Consider the following 20,240-nt stretch of genomic DNA (forward strand, 5'->3'; position numbering starts at 1 on the left):
TTATAGCGGGCCAGCAAAAGTGCTTGCGATACCGCCCTTTGGGGCGAGCAGTAACAATAGCCCTTTGGAGGGCTAATAATAAACCACCAGTTGAACAGGTGGTTGCTAACTAGAATGTAGGAAACATTGTTTTTCGGCAGAAATACATTTACGGAGCTTCATTTCCTGCTTATGATGTTTGGCATATATCCCATAGTAGCGAAGCATTTTAAAATGTTTTTCGGAGATGTGGACAATGAGTTTTTGAATGAAGTTCAAAGCAGGAATGGTTTCAGTAACAGTTTTATTGTCTTCGTGTCTGGTGTAATGAAAGGTTACATTTTTGCCGTCATAAGTATCAATACGCGATGTGGCAATAACAGGTCTGCCGAGGTATCGGCTGATGTATTTAATGGTGATATCAGGAGTGCAAAGATTTGGCTTTGCACGGACATAAAAGCCGTCAGCGTGTTTCGTGTACATTTCATTTTTGACTTTGCGAAAAGTCGGACCAATGCGGGAGGTAAGTCGTTCAAGCAGGACTTTGCGGAAAGCATTACGAAGGAAACTGTAATCAAAGTGTTTGACAGGACGCCAAGGAGTGATGTTACCAGCCCCACCCTCGGAGATGAGAGCGTGGATATGAGGATTCCATTTTAAATCACGCCCAAAAGTGTGAAGAATACAGATAAGCCCAGGAGTAAAGTTTTCGGTTTTATTCATTTTGGAAAACATGCGTAAAACAACATCACGAACAGAATGAAATAAACAATCTAAGAGAGTCCTGTCTTCGAGAAAATAAACGCGAAGTTCCGCTGGGATAGTGAAAACACAATGGCGATGAACGCAAGAAACAAGCTTACAGGACATATGAAAAGAACGAAGCTGGTTGTATTTGTTTCCGCAGGAAGGGCAAAAACGGCTTTTACAGCGAAAGGGAACAAATTTAAGATTTCCACAGTGAGGACAGCCATACATGGCACCACCGTAAGAAGGGTCACCACAATGAATCATCTTGTTGACATTTTCAATGACAGCAGGACGAGGATGGAGTTCATAATAATCGGTAAAGATGGATTGTAATATATTCATAATAGAATTTTACAATAAAGAAGGAGATAAGAAAACCCCTTCCCCTCATGAATGAGGGGTTAGGGGAGTTGAGAGTGTCGCAGACACTTTTTTATTGTGGGAGAAGCCTTGACCGCGGTCTTTGCTGAAGATGCATTGCTGGGCAAAATCAAGGCAAGCCCTCTTGGCTGTATGGACAATTTGAGGCAGAACGATTGGTTCGGCTTTTTTGGGGAGACTGCGTTTTTACCGGCTCCCGTTACAGCTCTTCGTACTTGGGCAGCGACTTTACGGTGCCGCCTTCCATGGCGCTTTCGTGGGCCAGGAGACCAACGCCGGTCCAGTAGGCCGCATCGATATCGGAGGGGAAGGGAGTTCTGTCTTCCAGAATGCTGGTAACGAACTCATGGACCAGATGCGGATGGGAACCGCCATGACCGCCGCCCTGCTTGAAGGACAGATGGGGATTGACCTCGTCATAGGCCACTTCGTAGGTAAACCGGCCAATGACGTCCGGAAGCAGATGGGCATAATCGGGAACCTGAACGTATTCCTCATCGATCTTGCCGCCGCGGTTCTCGTTCTCCCAAACCAGATCCCGGCTGAACATCACATGTTTGTCGCCGTTGAGCTGATCCCACTCAAAGGACTTGTTTTCACCATAGATATTAAAGCATTCGCTGTAGCCACGGGCGACATGGTATAGGAAGCGCTCCATTTCAACGGTCGTCTCGCCATCCTCCAAGGCCACCAGAGCAGACTCAAAGGCGAAGGGGCAGCCGTACTGCTTTTCCAGTTCCGGACGGACCTTGCCGGAGCCTCTGCCGAAGACGCTGACCGGACGCTGCCCTGCCAGAGCAAAACAGGGGCCGATGGCATGGGTGGGATGTGCCAGGGGCGGGAAGCCGTCCCAGTAAGAGGGCCAGCCCTCCATATCCTGATAGTGGGCGCAGCGCATATACTGCAGCTTGCCCATTGCGCCGGATTCGTACAGCTCCTTCACATACAGATACTCGCGGGTGTAGACGGAAGTTTCCATGAACATATAGTGTTTGCCGGAAGCCTTCCGCGCCTTGATAACGTCTTCCAGCTCCTTCATGGACATACCCATGGGGATGGTGCAGGCGCAGTGCTTGCCTGCGTTGAGCACCTGAACCGACATGGGCGCATGCAGCGCGGGCGGAATGACCAGATGGACCGCATCCACATCCGGGTTCTGCAATACCGATTCAAAGTCGGTGGTGTAGTAGCTTTCGTCCAGCAGGTACATATCTGCCAGCGCCTTCAGCTGGTCCGGATTGGTATCCACCATAATGACATGCTCCACATCCGGATGCTTCAGATAGATGGGCAGGAAGCAGCTGCCGAAACCCATGCCCACGATGGCAACCGTCAACTTTCCATTTTTCATAAAATTACTCCTTTCATGCTGTGAGCGACTTGCTGTTTTCATTTTATTTTTTTTGCATTCCGTGTATGTTATTCGACGAGTGAAATACTGATACAGGCAACGCTGCGGGGTGGAAGCTTCGCCTTGATAATATCATCCTTGACATGAATCATCAGGGGATTTTCCGTAAACGGGGTACCAGGCAACAGATTTTCGGCCTGAAGTACCTTGTTTTCCAGAATTGTTCCGCATTTATTCAGAGAGTAAGTAGTTTCCTCCTGCCAGTTCAGGTTGAGCATCGTCAGGGTCAGCACATGATGATCATCGATGGTGGCAACGACTTCAAAGTCTTCTACACCATCTACCGTACACAGCTTTCCGCCGGCATGCCGGGAGAGCAGCGCAAAGGCCTGACCGGTTGCCGTCAGCTCGGTATGATCCGGATGCACCTGCATGGCGCCTTCGTTAACCGGCTCAAAGTAGCAGGCCATGGGCATGCGCTGTTTTTCGCTTTCATGCATGAACATGTGCAGCATCTGCGCAGTGAAGATGCCCTCCATGGAGGAAGGATTGCGGCACCATGTTTTCCACAGATTCCATTCATCGTAGGAGATGAATGTCTTTTCCGGGAGCATGTCATGCAGCCTGCGCAGGATTCCTAGATTGTGGATGGGCATGCGGATCATTTCGTTATAGCAGCGCTCCATGCCCTCCGGAGAGGTGAAGTCCCAATGGACTGAATTGTACGTATGCAGAGAAACGTATGGCGCAATGGGAGCCAGCTTCTTGATGGAAACATCTACCCACTCCTGATTCGGATAGGGGCCGGAAGAAACAAATTTCAGATCCGGCGTAACCTTCAGCATGGCACGCGCATGCGTTTCCACCAGCGATGCGTATCCATCCGGCGTATTTGCGCCCTCCATGTGGCCATAACCCATTTCGTTGCCCAGCGACCACCATTTGACATTGTAGGGCTCCTGATGACCGCGCTGGGCACGCAGCCTGCCGTATTTGCTCTCGGCAGGGCCGTTGCAGTATTCCACCCAGGCGGCGCATACTTCGGGGGAATCCCAGGCGGCATTGATGGTGAGGAAGGGCTCCGCGCCGATCTCACGGCACAGTGCAATAAAATCGTCGGTGTCTATTTCATGCATGTCATAGCCGTGTGTAAAGGGCTGCGTTTCATTTTCCATGTAGCCCTCCATGGGAGCGCGCCTGTCGGGATGCAGGAACATATCCTGCCAGCGATATTCGCCGGCAAAGTTGCCACCCGGCCAGCGCAGCAGACGCACGCCGATTTCCTTGAGCTTTTCCACGGTGTCCCTGCGCATGGTATGGAAATGATTGTCCGGCATCATGGAAACTGCGCCGATGAGCAGTTGTGCCTGCTCCGTGTAGGTAATGCTTATCACGGCATGCGCATCGTCGACGCCGGGGGTCAGAATCGTCTCAAAGCGCTGCCATTCATCCACCTCTTCCTGTGCATCCTCCTTCGCTAGAACGGGCTGAACAGGAAAAACGGTTTCCGCATAAATCTGCGTACCATCGGCGTTGGTGAGCGCGACGCGCACATCCAGCGGCTGCTGTACTTTGACAATGACGGCAAACGGATAGCTCCTGTCCTTTTGAAGGAAGAGCTCTTTTTGACGGATACCGCTCACCTGATTCGGAATTGGGTTCTGAATCATCTGGGACTGACATTCGTTACGCCGCCACATGCCGTTGTGCGCGTAATGACATACATAAGCTTCGTTTGCGTTGCTACCGGGAAGGCGGTGTTCATTGGCAAAGTACACGCATTCGCCGATGCCTTCCCAGTCCAGCGCTACGCCGTTGCGCGCCGCAGCGCCGGCAAACTTCCGGTTGCGGATCATCTGGGCGCTGAGACCATCCATGATGCTGGCTCTGGTATGCTCCAGGTTGTGGCCAAACAAATGGGGCGACACCGTAGAGGTGGTTTTGAGATCGATATACAGGTAATGGCTGTGCTGCTGCGCCGCAAACAGCGTGTCCTGCGCAGGATCTTCCGTGGTCTGGCAGCCGGGGGTATTACCGAATTTGCCGTCGTATTCATCCAGCAGTTCCTGCACCGTCAGACCCAGAACACGGCATAGCGGCACCAAAAGCGAGATGTCAGGAAGTGTGACGCCACATTCCCACTTGGAAACGGCTTTGTTGGTTACACAAAGCTTTTCCGCTAACTGCTGCTGTGTGAGTCCCAAACGTTCACGGGCTTGGATTATTTTGTTGGAAACAAGGGAGCATCGCATTGGTGAGATCGTCTCCTTTCACTATTGTAGATTGTAGCTATGTGTTGCAACATCACTGCTTATGGCAATATCGTATCATGCTTTTTTCGAAAGCACAATCGCTTTACAAGCGATTTGATGGGGCTGTTGCCCCGAAAGACCGTAACAAGAAAATGAAAAAAGAGTGAGCAAGGATATGTGCGTTGTGCCCTTAAAAAAGACGTGTTGGGGATGTGGGTAGGAGAAAACGAAAGTGCCAAGTACTGGGCAACGGTACTCAACGGGCTAAAAAACGAGGCGTGGAGGACATTTTCATTGCCTGCACGGATAACCTGACGGGATTCTCTGCGGCGATTGGGGCTGTATTTCCCAAGACGGAAATTCAGAATTGCATCATCCATCAGCTGCGTAATTCGAGCAAATACGTAACGCCATTCCTCAATCCAAAGACAAAAGCCACAGTTTTGTTTTGAACTGTGGCTTTGCTCAATTGTCTTGTAGCTTTCTTACACGATTCCCATGCCCATCTCCACCAGCAGCGCCACAATTACAACCAGCGCAGAAATGATGAAACCGTGAATCATGGGGCGGATGCCAGCCTTCTTCATGCTGGCGAAGGAGGTATTCAATCCGATGGTAGCCAGTGCGCAGACCATCAGGAACTTGCTGGCAGTCTTGGTGCCGCTCACCGCCGTACCTGCCCAGATGCCAAAGGCCTGATCCGTCATACCCAGTGCCCGGCCCATGATGGGAAACAGCACGATCATCGCCATGTCAAATAGGAAGGTGGCGGACATGGCGTAGGCAACGTCGTTGTCGTCCGCGTCGATGGTGGGGGCGATAGCGGCAATGGCAGAGCCACCGCAGATGCCTGTACCAGCGGAAATCAAATTGGACAGCTTCCAGTTCAGTCCCAGCGCCTTGCCGATGAAGTAACCGCCGCCAAAGCAGGTCAGCAAGGTGAAGACCATTAATGTCAGGGACATCTGGCCTACGTGCAAGATGGTGGTGATGTTCAGCGACAGCCCCAGCAGGATAATGGCGAATTTCAATATCTTCTTGGAGGTGAACTTCAGCCCTGTGGCGAACACATCCGTCTTGCGAACGAACTGGTTAAGAAACATGCCAATGAACATGGCAATTACCGCAGAGCCAATCAGGTGGATGGGCAACAGGCTCTCAAGCCAGCAAGCCAGCAGCGCGACGATGATCGGCAGCACAATCCCGGGCAGCAGAGCATGAACTCCGCGCCGGATTTGCGCAGACCGATATGTTGCATCTGCGGGTGGGAGCCACCAAAACCATAGGAGAATATGTTCTCGTGCCAACGGTACGCCAATTCCTAAAAAAAGAAAATCACCAGATTGATCTGCTGGTCGACAATACCGAAACATTGCTTGCTATGCTCGAACGAGGAGAATTGGACTTTGCAATAATTGAAGGCGTGTTCGATAAAGAAAAGTATCCGCACCGCCTCTATAAAAAAGAGAGCTTTTTGGGCATATGCAGCCGCCGTCATTCTTTTGCAGGCAGAACCGTTTCTCTTGAGGAAGTTCTTCAGGAAAGCCTGCTTGTGCGTGAGAAAGGTTCCGGAACACACATGCTTCAGGAACAAGCCGTGGCCGCAAGAGGTTATTCACTGGACAGCTTCAGTCGGCATTCGTCCATCAGTAATTTTTCTATTATTTGCGACTTGGTTGCAATGGATCATTTGATTACTTTTGCATATGAACCAATTAGCCACTGCCGAAATGACTTGGCAACATTTAGAGTGGAGGACATGGAGATCACTGGTGAATTCAATCTTGTTTATATTAACCGTTCGGTTCCAGAACCTAAAGCCGATCTATTTCTTGCAACCTGCTAAAGCTCTGATTTGTCAGATAGTTTCTAATAGAAAAACGAAAGCTCGGTGTTGCACCCACCGAGCCTTTTTTGCTTTATAGGAAATTTCTCAAATCGTCAGAAATAGTGTATAATGGGCTGGAAATAAAAAATGACATAACAAAAGAGCGAAGGGGGCTTCGCCATGACGTTGTTTATGAAGTTTTTTGTTTTGGTTTAGGTTAGCTGCACTATCTGACTATGGAGAAAGAATTATTATGAACATGGATTTATCCATATTTATTTCCCGTCTTTCTGCGAAAGCCACCAATGCGCCATGAAACGTGTTGGTTACCTTCACTTTCTATTTTTGTTCCCTTCTGATATGATGGTTCCATAAGACTGACACACTACAGAACACGTGGAGGTGAGTGGCGGGGCTGTATAGCGGCAACCTCGCATATTTATATGTTGTCGGTCATCCGTTAAGGCATCAATGAGTGGCGCATAACTGTAGCCCGGAAACTTATCTCTTCCGAAGTCGACTCGATCTCGCCGGATGACCAGTCACTGTCCGTTTTATCATTATGCTATCAGGAGGTAGTTACTTGTCTTTTAAAATTTTTAAATTTAACTGCTGTGGACTTGATGTCCACAAAACATGGATTTATGCCTGTATCGGTATCACGGATTCCAATAATCGTACAGAGTATAAGCAGGCTCGCTTTTCTTCCTTTTCTAAAGGTTTGCATCAGCTGTGTGTCTGGCTTGCTAAATACAACTGTAACGATGTCTGTATGGAATCTACCGGCAAGTATTGGATCCCTGTTTTCAATATCTTAGAGCAACACAAAATCCGGGTTACTCTATCCCATCCGAAATACACCAAACCCATGAAAGGAAACAAGACCGACCGCAAAGATGCCAAATGGATCTGTGATCTATACATGTGCGGCATGGTGAAACCTTCTTTTATTCCACCTGCTGACATCAGAGAACTCAGGGATCTCGTAAGATACCGTTTCAAACTCACCTGTATGATTACCGGTGAGAAGAATCGTGCCCAAAATTGTCTTACTGTTTCCAATCTGAAGCTTGATGATGTCTTTTCTGATGTATTCGGGAAATCTTCCCGTTCCATTACGGAACAGATTTTGCAGCACCCTGGGGAAAAATTTGATGTGTCACCCTTTGTTGACAGCCGCTGTAAAACTCCAATAGAAGAAATTCAGGCGGCCGTTGATGGTAATATCTCGAAAGAACAGGATGTAAAGCTCAGACAGTGCCTTGATCACATAGACGAACTTCAAAAGCACATTTCAGAAGTAGAACAGGAAATCCTTCGTCTCAGTGATAAATACGAGGCTGCTTTAAACTTAATAAGAACGGTTCCTGGATTCGATAAGAATCCAATGACTGCAATTCAGGTGCTTTCAGAGATTGGTGGTGATATGTCTGTCTTCCTCACAGCAAAACACCTCGTCTCCTGGGCTGGATGTTGTCCCCGAAATGATAAGAGCGACCGTAAAATCAAATCCACTCGGATTTCCTGTGCTGGTTCTTATTTTAAACCAGTTCTGGTACAGATTGCAAATGCTTTAATCAAATCGAAGAAACATTTTGAATTTACCACCCGCTATAAGCGTATCAAAACACGTCGTGGCCACAAGAAAGCCATTATTGCACGCTGCCGTATGATCCTGACCGCTATCTGGCACATACTCACAGATTTAAAACCTTATACATCCGATGGTTTTCTTGAATCACGTCCTGTGAAAAAAGAAAAAGTTCTTACAACTTCACAGGCACTTAATCTTCTAAGGCAACGAGGGTATCTCATTAAAGATGAGCCTTCGCCGGTCTCCTAATTAGGTGTTGCGTTTATATATTCAATTTTCAAAACCAGCTAATCCGGTGGTTTGTTTGCTATGCCCTCTATTTCGTGGCTGTTCTCTACTTATTTGTTTCAAACTTCATTTTTGGTTCTTGGCGAACTCTTGTATCATACACAAAATCTTCAAAAATTACAATAATCTTGAAATAGTGTTATGTTTCTTGGAATTTTATTATATCTTATTTTGGAACTTTTTCTTATAATAACATCATCAAGAAAAACAAAGAAAAGTAATCATAAAAGGAGGATTCAATTATGAAGAAGAAAAAGATTCTTGCACTTGTACTTGCAGCTTCAATGGCAGGAGGAATGCTTGCAGGATGTGGAGCCACATCAAGCGGAGATGAAACAGCGAAAGGAGATAAGTCATCCGGAAAAGTTTATTATCTGAACTTTAAACCAGAGCAGGCTGACCAGTGGGTAGAACTTGCAAAAGAGTATACAGATGAGACGGGTGTCCAGGTTGATGTACAGACAGCAGCATCAGGAACTTACGAGTCACAGTTGAAATCAGAGATGGCAAAAGATGAGGCACCAACATTGTTCCAGGTAAACGGACCGGTTGGACTTGCTACATGGAAAAATTATTGCTATGACCTTTCAGACAGCGATGTTTATAAAGATGTCGAGTCTGACGATTATATATTAAAAGATGGCGACGCAGTAGATGGAATCGCTTATGTTATTGAGACTTATGGTCTGATCTACAACAAAGCTCTTCTGAACAAATACTTCGAATTGCCGGATGCAAGTATCAAATCAATTGATGATCTGAATAACTTCCAGGCACTTAAGATAGTTGCAGAAGAGATTCAGGCACACAAAGATGATCTTGGAGTAGAAGGAGCTTTTACTTCAGCAGGAATGGATTCTTCCTCTGACTGGAGATTCAAGACACACCTTGCAAATCTTCCAATCTACTATGAGTATAAGGCAGACGGAATTGACAGCACAGATGCAATCAAAGGAACATACCTTGACAACTACAAACAGATCTGGGATCTGTATCTGAACAATTCTACATGTGAGCCATCTATGATTTCTTCTAAGACAGGAGATGACGCAGCAAGTGAATTTGCACTTGGCGAAGCAGTATTCTATCAGAATGGTACATGGGCTTACAATGATATCAAAGATAATGAAGTAGCAGATGAAGATATGGGAATGCTTCCAATCTACATCGGAGTTGATGGAGAAGAAAATCAGGGACTTTGTACAGGATCTGAGAACTACTGGTGTGTAAATAAGAACGCTTCAGAAGAAGACATTCAGGCAACACTTGATTTTATGAAATGGGTAGTTGAGAGCGATGAAGGCCGTGACATGCTGGCTAACGAGATGGGATTTGTAACACCGTTCACAACATTCTCAGATTACCTTCCGGACAACCCGCTTGTAAAAGCAAATGCTGAGTATACAGAGGCAGGAAAGACACCAGTAAGCTGGAACTTTACAACAATGCCATCTGAGAACTGGAAAAACAATCTTGGTGGAGCTCTTCTGAACTATGCACAGGGTACAGGCGCATGGGATAGTGTACAGACAGCATTTGTTGATGGATGGGCTGAAGAATACGCAGCAGCAAACGAATAAAAAAGACTTTTCACAGGATAGGCAGATAAAAAGGCTGTGAAATAGAGAAGAAGATCAAACAGCCTGCCAACGAGCATACCGGGGCAGGCTGAAATTATGTAATTAGAATTGTGAAAAGCAAAGGCGCAGAAAGGCTTTTTACAGAAAAGAAAGACAGGAGGAGAAGAACATGCAAAAAGCAATAAAGAGATATTTTCCGGTATTTGTATTACCGACGCTGATTGCATTCACGATAGGTTTCCTTGCACCGTTTGTGTTAGGCGTATATCTTTCGTTCTGCAAGTTCACAACGGTGACAGACGCTAAATTTATTGGACTTAGCAACTATGCAAAGATCCCTGGAGACGGAGATTTTCTTCACTCTCTTTGGTTTACCGCATTATTTACAATTGTGACAGTATTATTGATCAACATTTTTGCATTTGCGGTAGCAATGCTTTTGACAAAGAATATTAAGGGAACCAATATTTTCCGTACTGTATTTTTTATGCCGAACCTGATCGGTGGTATTGTACTTGGATATGTATGGCAGCTGTTATTAAATGGTATTCTGGCACATTTCCAGAAAACACTTACATATTCTTCAAAATATGGTTTCTGGGGATTGGTTATCCTGATGCTCTGGCAGCAGGTTGGATACATGATGATCATCTACATCTCAGGAATCCAGAATATTCCTGGAGAGCTGATCGAGGCAGCACAGATTGATGGAGCGAATAAAGTACAGCTTTTAAGATATGTTACAATTCCGATGGTTATGCCATCCATTACAATCTGTACCTTCCTGACACTTACAAACGGATTTAAACTTTTTGACCAGAACCTTGCATTGACAAACGGTGGACCGGATAAGATGTCAGAAATGCTTGCCCTGAATATCTATTATACATTCTATGGAAGAACTGGCTGGGAAGGTGTAGGACAGGCGAAAGCAGTTATCTTCTTTATTATCGTAGGAGTGATTGCATTGATCCAGAATAAACTGACAACATCAAAGGAGGTGCAGCAGTAATGAATAAAAAAGTAAAACATGGTACATTATTAACCGTTATTTTTACACTACTCAGCCTGCTGTATCTGTATCCGATCATACTGGTATTTATCAACTCCTTTAAGAAAAAAGTCTATATCAGTAAAGCACCGTTCGAGATACCGACCGGAAAGATGTATGTCGGATTAGAGAACTATACCCGTGGTATTAAGCAGACAGGGCTGATTCAGGCATTTGGATGGAGTTTATTTATCACAATCTTATCTGTAGCAGTGATTATCTTATGTTGCTCCATGTGTGCATGGTATATCTGCCGTGTGAAGACAAAATTTACAAAGATCTTTTACATGCTTTGCCTGTTTGCAATGATCGTGCCATTCCAGATGGAAATGTTTACATTATCCAAGATCGCAAATATGCTTCATATGGGAAATCCGTGGGGACTGGTTGTGATCTACCTTGGATTTGGTGCAGGACTTTCCGTCTTTATGTTTACCGGGTTCATGAAATCCATTCCATTGGAGATTGAAGAGGCTGCAATGATTGATGGATGTACACCAACCCAGACATTCTTCAGAATTGTACTTCCGATTGCAAAGCCGACTTGCGTAACAGTTACAATTCTTCAGGCAATGTGGATTTGGAACGACTACCTGCTTCCATCACTCGTACTGGATCAGAGAAAATATAAGACAGTGCCGATGGCAGTTCAGTATCTGAAAGGTGGATACGGTTCTGTAGATATGGGAGCAATGATGGGAACTCTGGTTCTTGCAATTGTGCCGATTATCATCTTCTACCTGTTCTGCCAGAGATATATTATCGAAGGTGTTGTAGCCGGAGCGGTTAAAGGCTAGTGTGGACATTGTCTAAAAAATGAATTAAAATAGAATTATAAAAATTAAAAAAAGACAGCAGAGAGTGAGTGAACATTCCCTGCTGTTTTCGGACGTTATAAGAGGAATAGTGAAAATGTAAAGTGAACGTGTGGGAGGCGTGGGGAAATGATTACAATATTGATCGTGGATGATGAAAAACTGGAGCGAAGGGGAATCCGCTTTCTGTTAAAGAGGGAGGAAGGAGAATTCCAGATCCTAGAAGCAACGAATGGAAAGGATGCACTGGGAGTATTAGAATCAAACCATGTGGATATTTTATTTTCGGATGTAAAGATGCCTTATATGAATGGACTGGAGCTGACGAAAGCAGTGAGAGAAGATCATCCGGATATGGAAATCGTGATCTTCAGCGGATATAATGATTTCTCTTATGCAAGAGAAGCATTGCGGTATGGAGTTGTGGACTATGTTCTGAAGCCGGTTGATCCGGAGGAATTCCATAAGACTTTTCAACGAGTGATGGAAAATATTTCTTCTAAGATAGAGAAAAAAGAGCAGCAGGAAAAGAAAGAAGATTATCTGAAAAAATACTTTTTACTGAAATATCTGTATGGGGGAAAAGAGGAAGATTTTGTTCAGTTTAAGAAACTTACAGATGGAATGGAAGATGATCTGTCCCAATTTACCCGTATGGTTCTTGTCAGTGCCTCAAATGGATTCTTCGAAACGGAAGAGGAACATTTCCTGATGAGCCTGAAGGAAGAGGTGCAGAGAGAGTTTCATTATGTGAATCTGAATTCGAACGAATCCATCTTTTTGTTCACGGAAAAATATGCAGATTATCATGGAATCGTAGAGAAAATGTATCGTTTTTTTGCGCAACAGTTTGACAGTGAATGCTATTTTGCAGTCAGTGAGGAAATCGAAGATGGAAAAAATCTGGCAGAGGAATTTAAGGTGCTGGAAGGAATGTTAGAAGAGCAGTTCTATCAGCCACGTCAGCATCTGTTTTTCCACGGGGAGAAGCAGGAAGAGAAGAAAGCTGATCCGGCAGAAGATTCTGAAATCATGGAACAGATTACGAAAGATATTCAATATAAAGATCTGCCACATCTCCGTCAGGATTTTCAGAGACTGGAAGAAAAATATCGTGCGCATAAGCAATTTTCGGATATGTATGTAAAGTTTGTATTTTCTGGAATTATGAAAGAATTGCTCGACCAGATGGAAGGGCTGGATGAAAAGATGCTTTCAAAGAGAGTGGATCGATTATATCGCTGCAGAAACCTTAATGATGTGATTGCTATAGTAGAAGAAGTACTTCAGGAATATGAACATTGCATGCAAGAGCAGGAAGATGGGTTCCGATCAGAAGTTACAACCGTGAAGGGATATATTTATCACCATTATAAGGAAAAGGATCTGGGAGCAGAGACACTTTCCGCAATGGTTTTTCTGTCACCGGGATATTTAAGTGCTGTATTTAAAGAAGAAACAGGGATGACACTGAACCGTTTTATCCGTGAAGTGCGAATGAATAAAGCAAAAGAGCTTTTAGAGACAACGAATATGAAAATCTCCCAAATTGCGAAAGAAGTAGGATTTTCCAATAACTCATACTTCTGCAGAAGTTTCAGAGAGTTTTTCGGAGATACACCGGAAGCATGCAGGAAAGGAATAGCGGCGGATGAGAAAACAAATACGGAAGTTGATCCATCGATTTGAAAATCTGAAATTTCGTAAAAAACTGTCTGTTTTGATGCTGATTGCAGGACTGGTTCCGGTAGGATTCCTTGCTTTTTCCATGCAGTATGGCATGATGAATCAATTGCGAGAGAAGGAACAGTACAATCTGGAGAAAATGTTGGAACAGTCAGTGAGTTCGATTGAGAATCAGTCTCAGATCTATGAGAACCTGGTTGATTATCTGTCTTATTCTCAAAATCTCAGGAATATTTTTGATGTGGAGACAGAGTCGGATTATGAGAAGTATTTGAAATATGTGAAGGTGGCTGATCCACTGTTGCAGATGCCGACGATCTATCACAAAGAGATCCAGAGCATTACATTATATTCTGACAATATAGAAGTGCCACATGGAGATACACTTCTTCCAATGTCGGATGCGGAGAATCAACAGTGGTATTCCAGGTTGAATGAGGGAACATTAATGCAGTGGAGCATCACTCGCGGTGTGAATAAATCAATCATTGCCAGTCGGAAATTCTATGACAATGATACGATCAAAGCGGTGTTGGAGATGCGTCTGGATTATGAAAAAGTTCTTGAACCATTCATGAGCCAGCTCACAGATAATACAGGAGGCATGATTCAGGATGATAATGGAAATATTGTCTATGCCGAGTGTTCTATGGATAAGAAATATCGTCCGAAGGATATTGAGAGTCTGAAAGGTATCAGTGAGAATTATTATCTGGTACGGCGGACAATGAAGGATACAGGATGGAATTTCTATATCTATCGTCCAAAGGCAGTAAGTGAAAACGCAATCCATAAGCTTTTGCTCAAAAATATTCCGATTATTTTGATCAGTGTTCTTCTTCTGAGTTTTCTGGGATATGTTTTTTCCCTCCGTATGGTATCGCAGTTGGAGTTATTGACTGAAAATATGAACCTGATTAATATGGGACTTCGTAAAGTTACCGTGCAGAGTAAATCCAAAGACGAGGTGGGTGTGCTGATCCGGTCATTTCGGCGCATGATGGATCAGATGAACCATTTGATCTCAGAAGTATATGAAAGTAAGATCCAGCTTCAGAACAGTGAGATGAGAGCACTGCAGGCACAGATCAATCCACATTTCCTTTATAATTCGCTTTCAATCATCAACTGGAAAGCAATTGAAGCGGGGGAGGATGAAATCAGTCATGTGACATTGGCACTGTCTACTTATTATCGGACAAGCCTGAATCGTGGTGAAACAATGACTACAGTGGCAAAAGAAATTGATAACATCCGTGCATATCTCAAAATCCAACTTGTTATGCATGATAATGAGTTCCGTGTGGTTGAACAGATTTCGGATGGTCTTAATGATTATCTGATACCGAAGTTGATCCTGCAGCCACTTGCAGAAAATGCAATCGATCATGGAATTGATGTGTCAGATAATGAGAATCCGACGTTGTGGCTGACGATTCGTGAAGAGGCTGAGCACATTTTCTTTGAAATCAGGGACAATGGTGCGGGAATGACGCAGGAGAAGGCGGATCAGATTCTGACATATCAGTCCTCCGGTTATGGTGTGCGAAATGTCTGTGACAGAATCCATGTCCTTTATGGAGAAAAAGGTGAGATGAAGATAGAAAGTACTCCAGGAAAAGGAACGCGGGTCTTTATCCGAATTCCGAAGAACACGGAGGCGAAGGTGTTATGAAAAACGATATGAAAAAGCGAATTCTCTCAGCCCAGCTTGCATTAATTTTATTGCTGATGCTTTGGTGCGGAACCTATTTTGAGACGAAGGAAAGTCAAAGACAGATGGAACAGTTAGAAGCATCTCAAAGTGAGTCTGGTGCAAGCAATGCAGTTGAAGTGAAAAGAAAGCTGATGTATAAAGCGATGCATACACCACTTGGGAAATATCCTGAGACTGTTACCTATACACTTGGCAAGATTGCAGGGGCGAATAATTCGAATCTTCCTGTAGGAGATACGTACGAAAATAATGCATATACGAGATATTTGAAGAAAATACTTAATATTCAGAATGAAGATGTCTTTGAATTGCAGGATGGCAATACTTATGAAGAGGCGGTCAATGTAGCGATTGAAGATCGTGATATTCCAGACGTGCTTGTTGTGAAGGGAAGAGATAACCTGCTCCGCCTGATTGAAGCAGGCCTGATCGAAGAACTTACAGAAACGTATGAAGAGTGTACGACAGATACGATCAAAGAAATGTATGAAAGTTATGGAGATTCTCTTTTACAGTCTGCAACCGTGGATGGAAAGCTATATGCATTTCCGAATACGGTGATTGACGATGGAACTCCGCTTCTTTGGCTGCGGAAAGACTGGATTGAGAAGTTGGGATTAAAGGAACCGGAAACAGTAGGAGAAGCGTTGGAAGTGATCCGGGCATTTGTAGAACAGGATGCAGCAGGAGACGGTCAGACAATCGGCCTTGCCTGTAGTACAGACGTGGTTGCCGGTGCGGATCAGACTTATGGAGTGGATGCAACTTTTATACATGCCGGTGCAATGCCATGTCACTGGATCCTGGATAAAAATGGAAATGTAGTTTATGGGTCAGTAACACAGGAAACAAAAGAAGCGCTTTTGAAACTTCACAATCTATATGAGGATGAGATACTCGACCAGAGATTCCTGCTACGAAAGACGGAAAACATAGATGATCTGTTAAAAACCGGACATTGCGGTGCTATCTATGGACGCTGGTGGGCTCCGAATAACCCGTTGAGTGCAGCATATAATGTCGATTCAAATGCAGAGTGGAAACCGTATCTTTTAGACAAAGAACAGGTAAATGAGACGCAGAAGATATCAGTTTTTGAATCGTATGACCAGTGGATGTATGTGGTGGTGCGTAAAGGATATGAGCATCCGGAAATTGTAGCAAAGTATGTGAGTGCGATTTTTGATCAGTCTAGATATGCAAAGGATAGTGCGGCAAGAGAAGTGAATGATTATTTTTCTATTAATGTAGATCCGACGGCCCGGCCACTGAATATTAATGTGGATTATGAGGATGCACTTTACCGTACGACAGAACATATTCAGGCAGCACTGGATAAGACGCTTGATGTATCAGAGCTTAGCGGTTTGGAAAAGTCTTATTTTAATACATGTAAATCTTACTTGAATGGACAGCTGACAACCGCGAATGGATGGGCGGCGTATGCGTCAAGAATTCAGGCTGTGGGGGAACTGCAGAAGGCAGGAATAACAAGTACATCGACATTGCCTCTGGAAAATGTAAATGCAGAAATTCCGCAAGAATTACAGGAACTGGAACAGGAAGCATTTCTTCAGATCATTAGTGGGGAGAAACCAGTGGATTACTTTGATACTTTTGTGATAGAATGGTATGCAAACGGTGGAAAAGTGCTGACCGAACGGGTGCAGAACGCCTATGAAAGTGGAAAGAACTAAAAAGAATGGATATTAATCAGAGACTGACAGAAGAATTAAAGAAACAGATTCTGGCAGCGGAAACGCTTGTGGCAGTAGAAGACCTGTATCGCCCATATCGTCCAAAGCGCCGCACACGTGCGACAATCGCGAAGGAGAAAGGTTTTGACAGGTTCTGATCTGATGAAATGTGATGACAGGATAAGCGAAAAAAGGTATAATGATTTCATGAAATCAGAAGCTGGAGGAAACATACATGAAAATTGTGATTATTAACGGAAGTGCCAGAAGGGGAAACACGCTGACGGCGATTGACGCATTTATAAAAGGGGCATCAGAAAAGAATGAGATTGAAATCATCCAACCAGACAGACTTCATATAGCACCTTGTAAGGGATGTGGGGTCTGTCAATGTTATAAAGGATGTATTGATCAGGATGATACAAATCCCACGATTGATAAAATTACTGCTGCAGATGTGATTCTTTTTGCTACTCCGGTATATTGGTGGGGAATGTCTGCGCAGTTGAAACTTATCATTGATAAGTGCTACTGCCGCGGTTTGCAGCTGAAAAATAAAAAAGTTGGAACAATCGTTGTGGGAGGATCCCCGGTGGACAGTATCCAGTATGAGTTAATTGACAAACAGTTCGACTGCATGGCGAAATATCTTTCATGGGATATGATTTTCCAAAAATCATATTATGCAACAGCCAGTGATGAACTTGCAAAAAACAAGGATTCTATAAAAGAACTTGAAAATATTGGAAAAAACTTATAAAGCATATTTAAAGTTCCAGGTTTCAGGAAAGAAAAAAATAAAAATAATGATGAAAGCATTTGTCAGGATGTCTGGGACTCGAAAGAGAAAATAAAAAAATCTAAAAAAACATAAATAAATTATACCAGCCCAGAAAAATCGCAACCGGTAGAACACTTACTATAAAGTGAAGCGGCATTGGTCGTCTCCCGTGAAGACGTGAATTGAAATGAAGAAGAATAACAGAAAAACACACTCAAAATCAATTGAAAAATCAATCGTAAAAATTTACGATTGATTTTTCGCGTATTTAAACATATAATATAACCATTAAGACTGGGAAAGGAAATGATTGCTATGCGTGAAACAAGAATATTGGAATTCAAGGAAACGATTACGAATATTTTTTTGAAAACAGTCAGTGCCTTTTCGAATTATAATGGCGGAATGATTCTTTTTGGCGTAGATGATGATGGAAATGTAAAAGGCTTGCCAGATGTAAAGCAGGCTTGCCTGGATATCGAAAATAAAATCAATGACAGTATTTCGCCTCAGCCAAATTATATGCTTGAACTACAGAATAATGATCAAACGATAAAACTTACTGTAAAAAGTGGTCTTCAGAAGCCATATTTATATAAATCGAAAGCATACAAACGAAATGATACAGCAACGATAGAGGTAGACACACTTGAATTTTCAAGGCTTGTATTAGAAGGAAAAAATATTAGCTTTGAAGAATTACAGTGTAAAGATCAGGAGCTATCTTTTGATTTTTTACAGCATAAACTAAAAGAAAATATTCAGATTGAAAGTTTCAATCAGGATACTTTAAAGACACTGAATCTGTATGACAATGCAAATGGTTTTAATAATGCAGCAGGACTTTTGGCAGATAAAAATCATTTTTCCGGAATTGATCTTGTTAAGTTCGGTGAGAACATCAGTATTATTCAAAAAAGAGTAACCTTTGAAAATGTATCAGTTTTAGATGTATATGAAAAAACACTTGCTGTATTTAAAGACTATTACCAATATGAAGTCATACAGGGCGCTGATAGAAAAACAATGGAGAAAATACCACAAGCAGCTTTCAGAGAAGCAATTGCAAATGCTTTAATTCATAGGGTATGGGATATTGATTCACACATCAGAGTTTCTATGTTTGATGATAGAATAGAGGTTGTATCTCCTGGTGGATTGCCAGCTGGAATAACAGCCGAAGAATATTTATCAGGTAAACTTTCTGTTTTAAGGAATAGAAATCTTGCAAATGTGTTTTACAGATTGGGATTTGTAGAGATATTTGGAATGGGAATTACACGAATAAAACAACTATATGCAGAGAGTCTGATAAAACCAGATTTTGAGGTATCAGAAAATGCTATAAAAATTGTGTTGCCGCTATTTGAAACGAATGTTAATTTGACTGAGGACGAAAAAGTAATTTACAAATTATTAAGTAAGACGATGTTAAAATCAATAAGTGAAATTGCACCATATGTCCCATTTGGAAAATCAAAAACAACACATTTACTTAAAACCATGGGAGAAAAGGGTGTGGTTGCAGTTGAAGGAAAAGGCAGAGGAACAAAATATATAATTAAGTGACCGAGAACACAGAAGATTCATAGCATTGGGGTCAGCACCTTACATCAGGAGGAAACATAAAATAATGATTTATGATAATCGAGAAGACCAGTTTTTACGCTAGCGATTGCAGAAAGAAATCCCGATTTTGAGGGCATTAATCCAGAATTTGTATCAGAAACTGGACCGGAAGTTTCATTTAAACGGAGCAAAAATCCCGATAACTTTTGGATTTGACACGGATTCTCTGTGATCCTATACAAGGCAACATCTGCAACAGGTACCTGACCCTGCGAACACAGGAAATGCATCAGATCATTTCTGGACACTTGAGAAGCGTATCAGGCAGGATAAGAAAAATCCGGGAGTTCTGATTGAAATTCGGAAATCCACGGCGATTTGGGACATTGCATATTTGGTTGGAGATGGAGTTATCACAATGGATGAGCTTGAAGGATTCAGAGAGGAATTGATTGATGCAGTAAAGCTGATTCTATAGAACTCCCAAAAAATACTGCACACTCTTGACAACCCAATTAAACCAATAACGGAAAATGCTTTGCGGTCTCAGCTAGTGGAATATCAATTGCAATACCGAATTGTTGCGAATAAATGTAAAACACAGGAAATACATTCCAGTGCGTATAGGAAATATCAGATACGATGGAAGAGTCGTTTACTACAGAAAACGGGATATATTGAAGAAAAAATCTAGAAAAAAGAAATTTGTAAAGTTGGATCTTCTTACAGTCGTATTCCAGAAAGATGTGAGTTGAAATAAGTATGAACTGATCTGTAAAGTATGGAATCAAGTCGCTTTAAGTGAAGGTGTGATTATCTCGGAAATGTGATAGGGTGAGAAGGTACTGGTTATTGAGGATTAATGACACAGTTGTTATCCAATGCGTCGTAAAACCCCTTGCTTCAGCTATGGGGATATAA

General features: G+C 43.2%; 14 protein-coding genes and 2 pseudogenes. 12 read left to right on the plus strand and 4 right to left on the minus strand.

What is annotated here, in order from left to right:
- Positions 1 to 117: 117 nt before the first annotated feature.
- The 3 genes and pseudogenes from DWY63_RS17475 to DWY63_RS17485 form a co-directional block, all read right to left on the minus strand.
- Positions 118 to 1,071 (minus strand): annotated as a pseudogene (locus DWY63_RS17475) (IS91 family transposase); the annotation flags it as partial.
- A 238-nt stretch (positions 1,072 to 1,309) separates the two neighbouring features.
- Positions 1,310 to 2,461, minus strand: a complete 1,152-nt coding sequence (locus DWY63_RS17480; protein WP_117802718.1) for a Gfo/Idh/MocA family protein — start codon at positions 2,459 to 2,461, stop codon at positions 1,310 to 1,312.
- A 68-nt stretch (positions 2,462 to 2,529) separates the two neighbouring features.
- Positions 2,530 to 4,713: a helix-turn-helix domain-containing protein gene (locus DWY63_RS17485; protein WP_117802719.1), complete on the minus strand. Its 2,184-nt coding sequence runs from the start codon at positions 4,711 to 4,713 to the stop codon at positions 2,530 to 2,532.
- A 195-nt stretch (positions 4,714 to 4,908) separates the two neighbouring features.
- On the opposite strand from DWY63_RS17485, the pseudogene DWY63_RS17490 reads away from it, so the two are divergent.
- Positions 4,909 to 5,120 (plus strand): annotated as a pseudogene (locus tag DWY63_RS17490) (transposase); the annotation flags it as partial.
- A 78-nt stretch (positions 5,121 to 5,198) separates the two neighbouring features.
- On the opposite strand, the gene DWY63_RS17495 reads toward DWY63_RS17490, so the two are convergent.
- Complete coding sequence (locus tag DWY63_RS17495) at positions 5,199 to 6,020, minus strand: YeiH family protein (RefSeq protein WP_330415535.1); 822 nt, start codon at positions 6,018 to 6,020, stop codon at positions 5,199 to 5,201.
- Between DWY63_RS17495 and DWY63_RS17500 the strand changes: the two genes are divergently transcribed.
- The 11 genes from DWY63_RS17500 to DWY63_RS17550 all read left to right on the plus strand — a co-directional run bounded on the left by DWY63_RS17500 (position 6,014) and on the right by DWY63_RS17550 (position 19,319).
- Positions 6,014 to 6,559, plus strand: coding sequence for a LysR substrate-binding domain-containing protein (locus DWY63_RS17500; protein ID WP_243001915.1), 546 nt, complete (start codon positions 6,014 to 6,016; stop codon positions 6,557 to 6,559). The two genes, DWY63_RS17495 and DWY63_RS17500, sit on opposite strands and share 7 nt — an antisense overlap.
- A gap of 565 nt (positions 6,560 to 7,124) precedes the next feature.
- Entirely contained in the window at positions 7,125 to 8,384 is a 1,260-nt protein-coding gene (locus DWY63_RS17505) for an IS110 family transposase (protein ID WP_117802721.1), read from the plus strand.
- A 281-nt stretch (positions 8,385 to 8,665) separates the two neighbouring features.
- Positions 8,666 to 10,003 carry an ABC transporter substrate-binding protein gene (locus DWY63_RS17510; protein WP_117802722.1) on the plus strand — a complete coding sequence of 446 codons (1,338 nt, stop codon included), beginning with the start codon at positions 8,666 to 8,668 and terminating at the stop codon, positions 10,001 to 10,003.
- A 169-nt stretch (positions 10,004 to 10,172) separates the two neighbouring features.
- Positions 10,173 to 11,015 carry a carbohydrate ABC transporter permease gene (locus DWY63_RS17515; protein WP_022462032.1) on the plus strand — a complete coding sequence of 281 codons (843 nt, stop codon included), beginning with the start codon at positions 10,173 to 10,175 and terminating at the stop codon, positions 11,013 to 11,015.
- Complete coding sequence (locus DWY63_RS17520; protein WP_022462031.1) at positions 11,015 to 11,851, plus strand: carbohydrate ABC transporter permease; 837 nt, start codon at positions 11,015 to 11,017, stop codon at positions 11,849 to 11,851. The genes DWY63_RS17515 and DWY63_RS17520 overlap by 1 nt, the downstream gene beginning before the upstream one ends.
- A 147-nt stretch (positions 11,852 to 11,998) precedes the next feature.
- On the plus strand, positions 11,999 to 13,558 hold the full coding sequence (locus DWY63_RS17525; protein WP_117802723.1) for a response regulator transcription factor: 1,560 nt from the start codon (positions 11,999 to 12,001) through the stop codon (positions 13,556 to 13,558).
- Positions 13,521 to 15,230 carry a cache domain-containing sensor histidine kinase gene (locus tag DWY63_RS17530; RefSeq protein WP_117802724.1) on the plus strand — a complete coding sequence of 570 codons (1,710 nt, stop codon included), beginning with the start codon at positions 13,521 to 13,523 and terminating at the stop codon, positions 15,228 to 15,230. Before DWY63_RS17525 ends, DWY63_RS17530 begins: the two co-directional genes overlap by 38 nt.
- Positions 15,227 to 16,969, plus strand: coding sequence for an extracellular solute-binding protein (locus DWY63_RS17535; protein WP_117802725.1), 1,743 nt, complete (start codon positions 15,227 to 15,229; stop codon positions 16,967 to 16,969). Before DWY63_RS17530 ends, DWY63_RS17535 begins: the two co-directional genes overlap by 4 nt.
- Before the next feature lie 5 nt (positions 16,970 to 16,974).
- Positions 16,975 to 17,127, plus strand: a complete 153-nt coding sequence (locus DWY63_RS17540; protein ID WP_330410166.1) for a Tex-like N-terminal domain-containing protein — start codon at positions 16,975 to 16,977, stop codon at positions 17,125 to 17,127.
- Between the two features lie 77 nt (positions 17,128 to 17,204).
- Positions 17,205 to 17,729 carry a flavodoxin family protein gene (locus DWY63_RS17545; protein ID WP_117510850.1) on the plus strand — a complete coding sequence of 175 codons (525 nt, stop codon included), beginning with the start codon at positions 17,205 to 17,207 and terminating at the stop codon, positions 17,727 to 17,729.
- A 336-nt stretch (positions 17,730 to 18,065) separates the two neighbouring features.
- Positions 18,066 to 19,319, plus strand: a complete 1,254-nt coding sequence (locus DWY63_RS17550; RefSeq protein WP_117802726.1) for an ATP-binding protein — start codon at positions 18,066 to 18,068, stop codon at positions 19,317 to 19,319.
- Positions 19,320 to 20,240: the final 921 nt, after the last annotated feature.

The sequence above is a fragment of the Blautia sp. AF26-2 genome (assembly GCF_003460955.1).
Taxonomy (GTDB): domain Bacteria; phylum Bacillota; class Clostridia; order Lachnospirales; family Lachnospiraceae; genus Fusicatenibacter; species Fusicatenibacter saccharivorans.

Coding starts and splice junctions, on each gene's coding strand:
- DWY63_RS17485 (WP_117802719.1), bottom strand. CDS start 4,713: ATGCGATGCTCCCTTGTTTCCAACAAAATAATCCAAGCCCGTGAACGT.
- DWY63_RS17480 (WP_117802718.1), bottom strand. CDS start 2,461: ATGAAAAATGGAAAGTTGACGGTTGCCATCGTGGGCATGGGTTTCGGC.
- DWY63_RS17515 (WP_022462032.1), top strand. CDS start 10,173: ATGCAAAAAGCAATAAAGAGATATTTTCCGGTATTTGTATTACCGACG.
- DWY63_RS17510 (WP_117802722.1), top strand. CDS start 8,666: ATGAAGAAGAAAAAGATTCTTGCACTTGTACTTGCAGCTTCAATGGCA.
- DWY63_RS17550 (WP_117802726.1), top strand. CDS start 18,066: ATGCGTGAAACAAGAATATTGGAATTCAAGGAAACGATTACGAATATT.
- DWY63_RS17520 (WP_022462031.1), top strand. CDS start 11,015: ATGAATAAAAAAGTAAAACATGGTACATTATTAACCGTTATTTTTACA.
- DWY63_RS17525 (WP_117802723.1), top strand. CDS start 11,999: ATGATTACAATATTGATCGTGGATGATGAAAAACTGGAGCGAAGGGGA.
- DWY63_RS17530 (WP_117802724.1), top strand. CDS start 13,521: ATGAGAAAACAAATACGGAAGTTGATCCATCGATTTGAAAATCTGAAA.
- DWY63_RS17545 (WP_117510850.1), top strand. CDS start 17,205: ATGAAAATTGTGATTATTAACGGAAGTGCCAGAAGGGGAAACACGCTG.
- DWY63_RS17535 (WP_117802725.1), top strand. CDS start 15,227: ATGAAAAACGATATGAAAAAGCGAATTCTCTCAGCCCAGCTTGCATTA.
- DWY63_RS17540 (WP_330410166.1), top strand. CDS start 16,975: ATGGATATTAATCAGAGACTGACAGAAGAATTAAAGAAACAGATTCTG.